The organism is Streptomyces sp. NPDC031121, assembly GCF_055570615.1.
Genome location: NZ_JBVIGV010000004.1, coordinates 29,664 through 42,397, shown reverse-complemented (window position 1 = coordinate 42,397; position 12,734 = coordinate 29,664). Strand labels below are relative to the sequence as shown.

General features: G+C 75.1%; 7 protein-coding genes and 1 riboswitch. Of the genes, 5 read left to right on the top strand and 2 right to left on the bottom strand.

The annotated features are described in order from the left end of the window. Positions 1 to 2: 2 nt before the first annotated feature. Both ACZ462_RS08300 and ACZ462_RS08295 read left to right on the top strand, forming a co-directional pair. The gene (locus ACZ462_RS08300) at positions 3 to 1,172 is read left to right on the top strand and encodes an XdhC family protein (protein ID WP_467807561.1); all 1,170 of its coding nucleotides are present in this window, start codon (positions 3 to 5) and stop codon (positions 1,170 to 1,172) included. Positions 1,173 to 1,280: 108 nt separating this feature from the next. Continuing rightward, positions 1,281 to 2,552, top strand: a complete 1,272-nt coding sequence (locus ACZ462_RS08295; protein ID WP_467807559.1) for a YncE family protein — start codon at positions 1,281 to 1,283, stop codon at positions 2,550 to 2,552. An 8-nt stretch (positions 2,553 to 2,560) separates the two neighbouring features. Here ACZ462_RS08295 and ACZ462_RS08290 read toward each other — a convergent pair whose 3' ends face one another. Further along, entirely contained in the window at positions 2,561 to 4,777 is a 2,217-nt protein-coding gene (locus ACZ462_RS08290; protein ID WP_467807557.1) for a terpene synthase family protein, read from the bottom strand. A gap of 178 nt (positions 4,778 to 4,955) precedes the next feature. Continuing rightward, positions 4,956 to 8,570 (bottom strand): cobaltochelatase subunit CobN, encoded by a 3,615-nt coding sequence (gene cobN / locus ACZ462_RS08285; RefSeq protein WP_467807556.1) that lies wholly within the window; start codon positions 8,568 to 8,570, stop codon positions 4,956 to 4,958. Between the two features lie 53 nt (positions 8,571 to 8,623). Continuing rightward, a riboswitch (cobalamin riboswitch) is annotated at positions 8,624 to 8,729 on the bottom strand. Between the two features lie 130 nt (positions 8,730 to 8,859). Here cobN and ACZ462_RS08280 point away from each other — a divergent pair. From ACZ462_RS08280 to ACZ462_RS08270, 3 genes are read left to right on the top strand one after another with little or no spacing between them, the layout of a single operon-like run. Further along, on the top strand, positions 8,860 to 10,539 hold the full coding sequence (locus ACZ462_RS08280) for a nitrite reductase (protein ID WP_467807554.1): 1,680 nt from the start codon (positions 8,860 to 8,862) through the stop codon (positions 10,537 to 10,539). Then, on the top strand, positions 10,536 to 11,183 hold the full coding sequence (locus ACZ462_RS08275) for a precorrin-8X methylmutase (RefSeq protein WP_189809300.1): 648 nt from the start codon (positions 10,536 to 10,538) through the stop codon (positions 11,181 to 11,183). The genes ACZ462_RS08280 and ACZ462_RS08275 overlap by 4 nt, the downstream gene beginning before the upstream one ends. Continuing rightward, complete coding sequence (locus ACZ462_RS08270; RefSeq protein WP_467807553.1) at positions 11,180 to 12,727, top strand: precorrin-2 C(20)-methyltransferase; 1,548 nt, start codon at positions 11,180 to 11,182, stop codon at positions 12,725 to 12,727. Before ACZ462_RS08275 ends, ACZ462_RS08270 begins: the two co-directional genes overlap by 4 nt. Positions 12,728 to 12,734: the final 7 nt, after the last annotated feature.

Below are 12,734 nucleotides of genomic sequence, written 5' to 3'. Positions count from 1 at the left end.
CCATGCTGGACATCGCCGAAGAGCTGAACCGGTGGGTCGGGCAGGGGCGCGACTTCGCCGTCGCCACCGTCGTGGCGGTCACCGGCAGCGCGCCCCGGCAGCCCGGGGCGGCCCTCGCCGTCGACGAGGCGGGGACGGCCGTCGGCTCGGTGTCCGGCGGATGCGTGGAGGGCGCGGTGTACGACCTGTGCCGGCAGGCGCTCCAGGACGGCGAGACCGTCCTGGAGCGCTTCGGCTACAGCGACGACGACGCGTTCGCCGTGGGCCTGACCTGCGGCGGGATCATCGACATCCTCGTCACCCCCGTCCGCGCCGGCACCCCGCAGCGGGAGGTCTTCGAAGCCGCGCTGGCCGCCGCCGCCCGCGGAGAGGCCGCCGCCGTCGCCCGGATCGCCGAGGGGCCGGCGGAGCTGAAGGGCAGCGCCGTGCTCGTCCGCGGCGGGGCCGGCACGGACGGCGGGGACGGCTTCCTGGGCGGCTTCGGCGGCCACCGCGAACTGGACCGCATGGTCGCCGAGGAGGCCCGCGCCCTGCTCGACGCCGGGAGGACCGGCGTCCTGGAGGTCGGCGCCGACGGCCGGCTGTGCGGCGAGCCGCTCAAGGTGCTCGTCGAGTCCAGCGTCCCGCCCCCGCGGATGATCGTCTTCGGGGCCATCGACTTCGCGTCCGCCCTCGTGCGGATCGGCAAGTTCCTCGGCTACCGCGTGACGCTGTGCGACGCGCGGCCCGTCTTCGCGACGAAGCAGCGCTTCCCCGAGGCCGACGAGATCGTCGTCGACTGGCCCCACCGCTACCTGGAGGGCACCGAGACCGACGGCCGGACCGTGCTCTGCGTCCTCACCCACGACGCCAAGTTCGACGTGCCCCTGCTGCGGCTCGCCCTGCGCCTGCCCGTCGCCTACGTCGGGGCCATGGGCTCGCGCAGGACCCACGAGGACCGCAACCGGCGGCTGCGCGAGGTCGGCGTCACCGAACTCGAACTGGCCCGCCTGCGCTCCCCGATCGGCCTCGACCTCGGGGCGCGCTCCCCGGAGGAGACCGCCCTGTCCATCGCCGCCGAGATCGTCGCCAACCGGCGGGGCGGCTCCGGGGCCGCGCTGACCGGCGCGCACATCCCGATCCACCCCGACGCCTCGACCACCGCGGCCCGGCGGATCGGCTCCGTGGCCTGACGGGCGCGCCGGGCAGGGAAAAGGCCGCGTCGCGGGGCTTGCGCCCCACCGGCGCCCCCCTTAGTTTTACCGGCCGGTAACAGCGCCTTTCCGCAACGGAGTTGAGCGATGCCCCGGACCGCCCGCACTGCCCGTACGCCCGTCCGCACGCTCCTCGCCGGCGGCGTGCTCGCCGCGGCGGCCCTCGCGGGGGCCGCCGCACCCGCACCCGCCGCGCCCGCCGCCCCCGAGGCGGCCGGACTGCGCGAGGTGCTCTTCGTCGGCAACAACTGGGACGGCACCGCCGACGTCCTCGCCTCCACCGGAGGCCTGGAGCGCATCGGCCGGATCAACGTCGTCCCCGACAAGGAGGAGCGCCTCCGGGAGATCCACCTCAACCCGGTGAAGCTCGCCTACTTCCTCGGCATCCGGCACAGCGCCGGCGAGGGCCACGACCAGCTCGCCGACGACATGTACACCACCCCCGACGGCACCGCCGTGGTCGTCTCCCGCCCGAGCTTCGCCGACGTCGTCTCCCTCGACCTGCGCACCGGCCGCGTCAACTGGCGCTTCCCCGTCTCCGGCTACCGCTCCGACCACATGGCCGTCTCACCCGACGGCACCCGCGTCGCGGTGTCCGCGTCCACCTCGAACACCGTCCACGTCCTCGACATCGCGACCGGCCGCCAGGCCGGCTCGTTCACCACCGGCGACAAGCCGCACGAGAACACCTTCTCCCGCGACGGCCGGCTCATCTGGAACGCCTCCATCGGCGAGGTCAACACCGCCCTGGACGCGCCCTGGCTCGACTGGACCAAGGGCGACCGGAAGTTCACCGTCGTGGACGCGCAGACCTTCCGCACCGTCCGCACGGTCGACATGCGCGAACGCCTCGACGCCGCGGGCCGCTCCGACCTGTCCGACTCGATCCGGCCGAACGCCTTCACCCCGGACGAGTCGATGCTGTACTTCCAGGTGTCCTTCTTCAACGGCTTCGCCGAGTACGACGTCGCCGCCGACCGGATCACCCGCGTCAAGACCCTCCCGAAGAACCCGAAGACCCCCTCCGACCGCACGTCCTGGGTCAACGACTCCCGCCACCACGGCATGGCGATGAGCCCCGACGGCACGAAGCTGTGCATCGCCGGCACCATGGACGACTACGCCACCGTCGTCGACCGGGCCACCCTCGCCGAGGGGCCGCTCGTCCCCGCCGACAAGCCGTACTGGGCGACCGTCAGCGGCGACGGCACGGCCTGCGTCATCTCCGAGAGCGGCTCCGACCGCGTCACCGCCATCGACTTCGCCACCGGGGAGAAGCGGGTCTCCGTCCCCGTCGGCGACCACCCCCAGCGCGTCCGCCTCGGCCGGGTCCCCGCCGACTGGACCGGGACCCGGTAGACGCGGGACTACGACGGCAGGGAGATCCGCGCCGCCGACATCCCGAACCCGGGGCCCGCCAGCAGCGCGCGCAGCCCGTCCGGCCCCGGCCGCAGCTCCTCGTCCCGGTAGCGGCGCACGCTCCGGTGCCAGTGGAGGATCGCGGCCATCCAGTCCTCCAGCTCCCGCACGTACGCGCCGAGCGCAGCCCGCTCCCCGGCCCCCAGCCGCCGGTCCTCGCACAGCACCGGCAGCTGGTGGTCGCGGATGTGCTCGAACTCCCGCACCCGCTGCGCCAGCAGGTCGGCGACGATCGCGGCCGCCTGCGGGTAGCCGATGCCGAAGAAGTTCTGCGCGACCAGGACGTGGTTGTGCACCTCGCCCTCGAACTCGATCTCCTTGCGGTACGAGAACAGGTCGTTGACCAGGCACCCGACATCGGCGGCGGCGCTCTCCAGCGAGCGGACCACGCCGTCGCGGCGCAGCTCCTCCAGGCAGGAGCCGTCCCCGTGCCCGAGCCGGGCCAGGAACATCGTCAGGTCCGAGCCGAAGGTGAAGCGGCGCATCTCCGCGTAGTCCACCGGGTCCGGGATGCGGTTCGCCGCCACGTTCGCGATCTCCCACACCCAGGAGTCCAGCATCACGGCGATGTGCCGGCGGAACTCCGCCCGGGCCCGCCCGTCCAGGCCGGCGGCGGTCCGCGCCCACAGGTCGGCCAGGCTCCGCTCCAGCGCCGTGAGCGGCTCCACCCCCTGCCCCGGCTCCAGGGGCATCATCGCCGTGAGCCGGTCCGCCGCCGCCCGCGCCCCGGCCGTGTCACGGGCCGCGCCGAACACCCGCGGGTAGTAGTCGTCCCCGTACGTGCCCCAGGCCAGCCACTGCGCGCCCAGCGACAGCGCCTCCGCCGCGGCGTCCGGGTCAATTCCCGCCGCGCACAGCGCCAGGTCCATGCCGTCCAGGGTGGCCTCGGTCCAGATGTCCGAGCCGGGATCCCCGGGCTGCGGCCCGACCATCCCCATCCGACGGCACCACGCGGCGAGTTCGCGGCGCGCCCGGCCCAGGTGCGGGTTGAGGGTGAGCGCGAACGGCAGGTGGATGTCCGGCAGCACCCGCCGGCCCACCTTCCGGAACGGCACGTGCGCGAACCGGCGCCGACGCAGCTCCAGCGCCCGCGGCGCGAGGACCGAGCGCCAGTCGAGGGCCGCCGTGCCGAGCCCCCCGGGCAGGAACGGCAGGGTCCGCGGGCCGGACGTCCGCGCCTCCTCGTTCATGTACCGGCTGGAGGCCATGTGCCACTCGTGGCCGCCGGACTGCCAGTCCTGCAGGCCCTTCGCGTACGCCGTGAGCGCGGCGGCCTCCTCGGGGCCGAGCCCCACGCGGGCAGCGAGGGCGGGCATCTCGACGAGGGCCGTGTAGTCGAACTGCTCCAGCCGGGACGTCAGCAGGTCGTTCGCCAGATCGGCGGCCTCCTGCGTGGCGCAGCCCAGGAAGGTCTCCAACACCAGGACAGCGTTGGAGAGTTCGCCCTCCTCCTGCACCTCGCGGCGGTAGGAGAAGATGTCGTTGCGGATGTGCACCGCGTCGGAGAAGGCGTCCCGCAGCACCTGGACGGGCCGCTCGTGCGCCACCCGCGCCGGGACCTCCGCCGCCACGTACTCGACGAGCCCGGCCGACCAGGGCGCCCCGCCGACCTTGCGGCGCATCTCGATGTACTCCAGCGGGTTCGCGACCCGCCCCATGCCGATGTTGTGCAGCTCCCACATCGACTCGTTCAGCAGGTTCCGCGTCGACTCGGAGAACCGTTCCCTCCAGTCGGCGGACATCGCCGGGACCGTGCGCTGCCACAGGTCCTTCAGACCCGCCTCCACCGGGTTCGCCGGCTCGGGGAACCCGTCCGCGAGGTCCATCGGCATGAACGCCGCCAACCCGTCGAGGTACTTCCTCGCGCCCTCGCGGTCCCCGGTGCGCTTGAACAGCTCCAGGAAGTGGTCGTCGAAGAAGAACACCCACACGTACCAGTCCGTGACCAGCTTCAAAACCTCGGCGTCGCAGTCGGGGTGCGTGTGCGCGCACAGCAGCGCGTAGTCGTGCGCCTCGAGGTCCGCCGACGTCCAGACGCCGGATCCCTCCAGCATCCCGAACTCGCGGGCCCAGCGCCGGGTGTGCTCCCTGGCGGCCTCCAGGTGCGGGTTGAGTCTCGCCGGATACGGCACATGGAAATCCGGCAGGCGGAACGGCTGGGTCACGTCGGAGGATGCCTTTCGGTCCGGGGCTGCGGAGGGCCGGACACCTCCCCGGAAACCGTCCTCCCGCACGGGATCGGCAGTGCCCTACCCCGGCCCCGCCCGCCCCCAGTACCGCTTCACCGCATCAGGTGAAGCGGCGCCGACGCTCGCGCGCCGGCGCCGCGGACCCGCTAAGGGGTCACTCCCCGTCGGACTCCAGGTTGCCCTCCGTGTCCAGGTACACCTGCCGCAGCGCCTCCAGGACCTGCGGGTCCGGCTTCTCCCACAGGCCGCGGGACTCCGCCTCCAGCAGCCGCTCGGCGATGCCGTGCAGCGCCCAGGGGTTGGCCTCCTCCAGGAACGCGCGGTTCTCCGGGTCCAGGACGTACGTCTCGGTCAGCTTGTCGTACATCCAGTCCGCGACCACGCCCGTCGTGGCGTCGTACCCGAACAGGTAGTCCACCGTCGCCGCCAGCTCGAAGGCGCCCTTGTAGCCGTGGCGGCGCATCGCCTCGATCCACCGCGGGTTCACCACCCGGGCGCGGAAGACGCGGGATGTCTCCTCCACCAGGGTGCGGGTCTTGACCGTCTCCGGGCGGGTGGAGTCGCCGATGTACGCCTCCGGCGCCGTGCCGCGCAGTGCGCGGACCGTCGCCACCATGCCGCCGTGGTACTGGAAGTAGTCGTCCGAGTCGGCGATGTCGTGCTCGCGGGTGTCCGTGTTCTTCGCCGCCACCGTGATCCGCTTGTACGCGGACTCCATCTCGGCGCGCGCCGGGCGGCCCTCCAGGCCGCGGCCGTACGCGTAGCCGCCCCACACGGTGTACACCTCCGCCAGGTCGGCGTCGGTGCGCCAGTCCCGGGAGTCGATCAACTGGAGGATGCCCGCCCCGTAGGTGCCCGGCCGGGAGCCGAAGATACGGGTGGTGGCGCGCCGCTCGTCGCCGTGCTCGGCCAGGTCCGCCTGCGCGTGGGCCCGTACGAAGTTCTGCTCCGCCGGCTCGTCGAGCGCGGCCACCAGCCGTACCGCGTCGTCGAGGAGGCCGATCACGTGGGGGAAGGCATCCCGGAAGAAGCCGGAGATGCGCAGCGTGACGTCGATGCGGGGACGGCCCAGCTCGGCGAGGGGGATCGCCTCCAGGGAGGTCACCCGGCGCGAGGCCTCGTCCCACACCGGGCGCACGCCGAGCAGGGCCAGCGCCTCGGCGACATCGTCGCCGGCGGTGCGCATCGCGCTCGTGCCCCACAGGGACAGGCCGACCGACGCCGGCCACTCGCCGTTGTCGGCGCGGTAGCGCTCCAGCAGCGACTCCGCCAGCGCCTGGCCGGTCTCCCAGGCCAGTCGGGACGGGACGGCCTTCGGGTCGACGGAGTAGAAGTTGCGGCCGGTCGGCAGCACGTTGACCAGGCCGCGCAGCGGCGACCCGGACGGGCCGGCCGGGACGAACCGGCCGTCGAGCGCGGCCACCACGTGCGCGATCTCGTCGGTCGTGCCCGCCAGGCGGGGGACGACCTCGCGGGCCGCGAAGTCCAGCACCGCCGCGACCTGCTCCGGGTGCCCGGCGGCCACCCGGGACACCGCGGCCGGGTCCCAGTCGGCGTCCTCCATCGCCTGCACCAGCCCCCGCGCCGCCTCCTCCGCCCCGTCGGCGGAGGTGCGGGTCGCCTTCGACTCGTCCAGGCCGAGGGCCTCGCGCAGGCCGGGCAGGGCGGTCGTGCCGCCCCAGATCTGGCGGGCCCGCAGGATCGCCAGGACCAGGTTGACGCGGGCCTCGCCGGCCGGGGCGCCGCCCAGCACGTGCAGGCCGTCGCGGATCTGCGCGTCCTTCACCTCGCACAGCCAGCCGTCGACGTGGAGCAGGAAGTCGTCGAAGCCGTCGTCGTCCGGGCGCTCCTCCAGGCCCAGGTCGTGGTCCAGCTTCGCGGCCTGGATCAGGGTCCAGATCTGCGCGCGGATCGCCGGCAGCTTCGCCGGGTCCATCGCGGAGATCTGCGCGTACTCGTCGAGGTGCTGCTCCAGGCGCGCGATGTCGCCGTACGACTCCGCGCGCGCCATCGGCGGCACCAGGTGGTCGACGAGGGTGGCGTGCACGCGCCGCTTGGCCTGGGTGCCCTCGCCGGGGTCGTTGACGAGGAACGGGTAGACGAGCGGCAGGTCGCCCAGCGCCGCGTCGGGGGCGCACGCCGCGGACAGGCCCGCGTTCTTGCCCGGCAGCCACTCCAGGTTGCCGTGCTTGCCCAGGTGGATCATCGCGTCGGCGCCGAAGCCGCCGTCCTCGGCGGCCGCCTGGATCCACCGGTACGCGGCCAGGTAGTGGTGCGACGGCGGCAGGTCCGGGTCGTGGTAGATCGCGATCGGGTTCTCGCCGAAGCCGCGCGGCGGCTGGATCAGGATCAGCAGGTTCCCGCGGCGCAGCGCCGCGAGGACGATGTCGCCCTCGGGGTTGGCCGAGCGGTCGACGAACATGCTGCCGGGGGCCTCGCCCCAGTGCTCCTCGACCCGCTCGCGCAGCTCCGCCGGCAGTTCGGCGAACCAGCGCTTGTAGTCGGCGGCGGGGATGCGGACCGGGTTGCGGGCGAGCTGCTCCTCCGTCAGCCAGTCCTGGTCGTGGCCGCCGGCCTCGATCAGGGCGCGGATCAGCTCGTCGCCGTCGCCGGACACCAGGCCCGGGATGTCCTCGGCCGGCCCGAAGTCGTAGCCGCCCTCGATGAGGGCGCGCAGCAGCTCCACCGCGCTCGCCGGAGTGTCGAGGCCGACGGCGTTGCCGATCCGGGAGTGCTTCGTCGGGTACGCCGACAGCACCAGCGCGATCCTCTTGTCGGCGCGGGCGATGTGCCGCAGCCGGGCGTGCCGTACGGCGATCCCGGCGACGCGCGCGGCCCGCTCGGGGTCGGCGACGTAGGCGGGCAGCCCGTCCGCGTCGAACTCCTTGAAGGAGAACGGCACGGTGATCAGGCGGCCGTCGAACTCGGGGACGGCGACCTGCGTCGCCGCGTCCAGCGGGGACAGGCCCTCGTCGTTCTCCTCCCAGGCGCTGCGCGACCCGGTCAGGCACAGCGCCTGCAGGACGGGCACCCCGAGGCGGGCGAGCGCGCCGGCGTCCCAGGACTCGTCGTCCCCGCCGGCGGACGCGGTCGCCGGGCGGGTGCCGCCCGCCGCGAGGACCGTCGTGACGACGGCGTCGGCGCCCTCCAGCGCGGCCAGCAGCTCCGGCTCGGGCGTGCGCAGGGAGGACACGTACAGCGGCATGGGCGAGCCGCCCGCCACGGCGATCGCGTCGCACAGGGCGTGCACGAACGCGGTGTTGCCGCTCATCTGGTGGGCGCGGTAGTACAGCACGGCGATCCGCGGGCCGTCCGCCCCGGCCGCGGCGTCCGGGCGCTCCAGGGGGCCCCACGTCGGCGCGGCGGCGGGCGGCTCGAAGCCGTGGCCGGTCAGCAGCACCGTGTCGGACAGGAAGCGGGCCAGCTGCTCCAGGTTGGCCGGCCCGCCGTGCGCGAGGTAGGCGTGCGCCTCGGCCGCGATGCCGATCGGGACGGTGGACGCCTCCATCAGCTGCGCGTCGGGGGCCTGTTCGCCGGTCAGGACGACCACCGGGCGGGTCTGCTCGCGGTCCAGGAGCACCTCCAGGCCGTCCTCCCAGGCGCGCAGGCCGCCGAGGAGGCGTACGACGACCAGGTCGGCGCCGTCGAGGAGTCCGCGCAGGTCGTCCAGGGGAAGGCGGGAGGGGTTCGCGAACCGGTAGGGCACGGGGCCCCCGGCGGCGCGGGCGCTGAGCAGATCGGTGTCGGACGTCGACAGCAGCAGGATCATGCGGCGGCAGGCCTTCCTCGGGGTTTCCGCGCCCCGGGCAGTGGGGACGGCGGGAGTTCCTGGCTCACCCGGCGCCGAGCGGCTGCTCTGCCGGGCTCACAGTGGCGGGACCGCGCCGGAATCGCACCGGGCTTCCTCCCATGTCGCCGTCCTCGGCGATGAGCGGGCCGTGTGGCACGCCGAAGGTCATCTTAGGTGCCGCCGACCCCGGCCGGGAGGCCGGGAGGGTGGCGTCGGCCACAGCTCACGGGAGCATGGGGGGAGCGCATCGGTGGGTATGCTCGCCGCCATGCCCCAGCCCCCTTCCGCCGTATCGCGGGACGAACCGGTCATACGTGACCGCGGTGACGCCTGTCCGGGCGCACTGCGGCTCCACGCCGCCGACGACGGGTACCTGGCCCGGATCCGGATCCCCGGCGGCATCCTCGGCGCCGACGCGGCCCTGCTCCTGGCCGACGCCGCCGACCGGCTCGGCGACGGGCACATCGACCTCACCTCGCGGGGCAACGCGCAACTCCGCGGCCTCGGCGCGTCCTGCGGCGGGGAACTCGCCGCCGTCCTGGACCGGGCCGGACTGCTGCCGGCGCCCGGACACGAGCGCGTCCGCAACGTCGTCGCCTCGCCGCTGACCGGCCTGGACGGGCGCGGCCGGGCGGACGTCGCACCGTGGGTCGCCCGCCTGGACCGCGAACTGTGCGCGGAACCGGCCGCGGCCGCACTGTCGGGGCGGTTCCTGTTCGCCGTCGACGACGGCCGCGGCGACGTGCTGTCCCTCTCCGCCGACGTCAACGTCCTGGCGCAGGGCGGCGGGCGGGCCCTGCTGTGGCTCGGCACGGGCGACGGGGCCCCGGGCAGGCCGGGTACGGCGGGCGCGGGCGGCGCGGGGTCGACGGTCGACGCGACCGCAGGCGACGCGGGTCCGCCAGACGCTGCGGACATGATCGGCGCGGTCGCCGGCGCGGGTTCGGCGGCCGGCGCTGCCGTGGCCGGCCCGGGCGCGGCCGGCGCGGGCCCGGAGGTGGCCGCGACCGCGGGGGGCGCGGGTCCGCTCGACCTTGCGGGTGCGATCGGCGTGTGCACCGGCGCGGGTTCGGCGGCCGGCGCTGCCGTGGACGGCGCGGGCCCGGCGGTTGCCGCGGGCGCGGGCGGTGCCGGCCCGGCGAGCGCGGACTCCGGGGGCCCCCGGGCCGTGCTCGTCGCCGCGGACGACGTGCCGCGCGCCGCGGTGGTCGCCGCGCTGTGCTTCCTCGACGCGGCCCGCGCCGCCGGCACCCGCGCCTGGCGGGTCGACGAGCTGACGCCCGAACGCCGCCCCGACGCCGTCGAGTTGGCGGCACAGCTTGCCTCCGCCGGGATTCCGGCCGAGGTGGCTCCGCTTGCCGCCCCGCAGGGGACCGGCGGGCCCGAGCCCCTGCCCGGCGTGGTGCGCGGCGGCCCCGGCGGGTCGGCCGCGCTGTCCGTCGTCGCCCCGCTCGGCCGGCTCGACACCGCCCAGTGGCGGCTGCTGGCCGGGCTGACGGGCCGTATGCGGCTGACGCCCTGGCGGGGCGTCGTCGTCCCCGGACTGGCCGCCGCAGCCGCGGATTCCGCGCTCGCCGACCTGGCCCGCGCCGGGCTCGCCACCGCCCCCGACAGCCCCTGGCGGTCCGTCACCGCCTGTACGGGGCGGCCCGGTTGCGCCAAGGCGCTCGTCGACGTACGGGCCGACGCGCGCGCCGTCGCCGCGCGGGCGACCGGCCCGCTGCCCGTGCACTGGTCCGGCTGCGAGCGCCGCTGCGGCCACCCCCGCGGCACCGCCTGGGTCGACCTCGTCGCAACCGGCGACGGGTACGCCGTCGCCCTCTCCGCAGCCGGAACCGCCGGCCCGGCGCCCCGCACCGTGAAGACTTCCGAACTGGCCGCGGTCCTCGCGGACGCACGCCGCACCGACGCACGCCGCACCACCTCCCACGACGCAGCGAAGAAATGAGCGAGTACACAGTGTTCGAGTACGAGAAGGACGGGGCGGAGATCTACCGCCAGTCCTTTGCCACGATCCGCGCCGAGGCGGACCTCTCCGGACTGCCGGCTTCCGTCGCGCAGGTCGCGGTGCGCATGATCCACGCCTGCGGGATGACCGACCTGCCCCAGGACCTCGGCTACACCCCGGACGTCGTGCTCCGTGCCCGGGCCGCCCTGCACGCGGGCGCGCCGATCCTCTGCGACGTGCAGATGGTCGCCAGCGGCGTCACCCGCAAGCGGCTCCCCGCCGACAACCAGGTCGTCTGCACCCTCTCCGACCCGGCCGTCCCCGCGCTCGCCGCCCGCATGGGCACCACCCGCAGCGCCGCCGCGCTGGAGGTGTGGCGCGACCGCGGCCTGCTGGAGGGCTCCGTCATCGCCGTCGGCAACGCCCCGACCGCGCTGTTCCGGCTGCTGGAGATGATCGAGGAGGGCGCCCCGCGCCCGGCCGCCGTCATCGGCGTGCCCGTCGGCTTCATCGGCGCCGCCGAGTCCAAGGACGCCCTCGCCGCGCACCCCTCGAACCTCGACCACCTCGTCGTCCGCGGCCGGCGCGGCGGCAGCGCCCTCGCGGCCGCCGCCCTCAACGCGATCGCGAGCGAGGAAGAATGAGCACCACCGCAGCAACCCCCGCAGCCACCGGAACCGCAGCCGCCGCTGCCGACGCCCCGGCCAAGGGCCGCCTCTACGGGGTCGGCCTCGGCCCCGGCGACCCGTCCCTGATGACGCTGCGCGCCGTCGAGGCCATCGGCGAGGCCGACGTCGTCGCCTACCACAGCGCCCGCCACGGCCGCTCCATCGCCCGCTCCATCGCCGCCCGCCACCTGCGCGCCGACCACATCGAGGAGCCGCTGGTCTACCCGGTCACCACCGAGACCACCGACCACCCGGGCGGCTACCAGGGCGCGATGGAGGAGTTCTACGAGGCCTCCGCCGCCCGCCTCGCCGCCCACCTGGACGCCGGCCGCACCGTCGCCGTCCTCGCCGAGGGCGACCCGCTCTTCTACGGCTCGTACATGCACATGCACAAGCGGCTCGCCGACCGGTACGAGGCCGAGGTCATCCCCGGCGTGACCTCGGTCAGCGCCGCCGCCGCCCGCCTCGGCACCCCGCTCGTCGAGGGCGAGGAGGTCCTGACGATCCTCCCCGGCACCCTCCCCGAGGAGGAGCTCGCCGCGCGGCTCGCCGCCACCGACTCCGCGGTCGTCATGAAGCTGGGCCGCACCTTCCCCGCCGTGCGCCGCGCCCTGGAGACGAGCGGCCGCCTCGCCGAGGCGCGCTACGTCGAGCGGGCCACCATGGAGGGCGAGCGGACCGGGCTGCTCGCCGACACCGACCCGGACACCGTCCCGTACTTCTCCGTCGCCGTCGTCCCCAGCCGCGTCGGCAACCCGGGCAGCGTCCCGTCCGGCCCCGGCGAGGTCGCCGTCGTCGGCACCGGGCCCGCCGGGCCGCTGTGGCTGACCCCCGAGACGCGGCGGGCGCTGTGCGACGCCGAGGTCCTCGTCGGCTACACCACCTACCTCGACCGGGTCCCCGCCCGGCCCGGCCAGGTCCGGCACGGCTCCGACAACAAGGTCGAGGCGGAGCGCGCCGAGTTCGCGCTCGACCTGGCCCGCCGCGGCAAGCGCGTCGCCGTCGTGTCCGGCGGCGACCCGGGCGTCTTCGCCATGGCCACCGCCGTCCTGGAGGCCGCCGCGCAGGACGCGTACAAGGACGTGCCCGTACGGGTCCTGCCCGGCGTGACCGCCGCCAACGCGGCCGCCGCGGCGGCCGGCGCGCCGCTCGGCCACGACTACGCCACCGTCTCGCTGTCCGACCGGCTCAAGCCCTGGGACGTGATCGCGGACCGGCTGCGCGCGGCAGCCGCCGCGGACCTGGTCCTCGCCCTGTACAACCCGGGCTCCCGCAGCCGGACCTGGCAGGTCGCCAAGGCCCGCGACCTGCTGCTGGAGCTGCGCTCCCCGCAGACGCCGGTGGTCGTCGCCCGCGACGTGGGCGGCCCGGAGCAGTCCGTGCGCGTCCTGACGCTGGAGGCGCTGGAGCCGTCCGAGGTCGACATGCGGACGATCCTGCTGATCGGCTCCTCGCAGACGCAGGTCACGGAGCGGCCCGACGGGACGTCCGTCGCCTGGACGCCCCGCCGCTACCCCTGACGGGCGG

Coding starts and splice junctions, on each gene's coding strand:
- ACZ462_RS08300 (WP_467807561.1), top strand. CDS start 3: ATGCTGGACATCGCCGAAGAGCTGAACCGGTGGGTCGGGCAGGGGCGC.
- ACZ462_RS08295 (WP_467807559.1), top strand. CDS start 1,281: ATGCCCCGGACCGCCCGCACTGCCCGTACGCCCGTCCGCACGCTCCTC.
- cobN (WP_467807556.1), bottom strand. CDS start 8,570: ATGATCCTGCTGCTGTCGACGTCCGACACCGATCTGCTCAGCGCCCGC.
- ACZ462_RS08280 (WP_467807554.1), top strand. CDS start 8,860: ATGCCCCAGCCCCCTTCCGCCGTATCGCGGGACGAACCGGTCATACGT.
- ACZ462_RS08275 (WP_189809300.1), top strand. CDS start 10,536: ATGAGCGAGTACACAGTGTTCGAGTACGAGAAGGACGGGGCGGAGATC.
- ACZ462_RS08270 (WP_467807553.1), top strand. CDS start 11,180: ATGAGCACCACCGCAGCAACCCCCGCAGCCACCGGAACCGCAGCCGCC.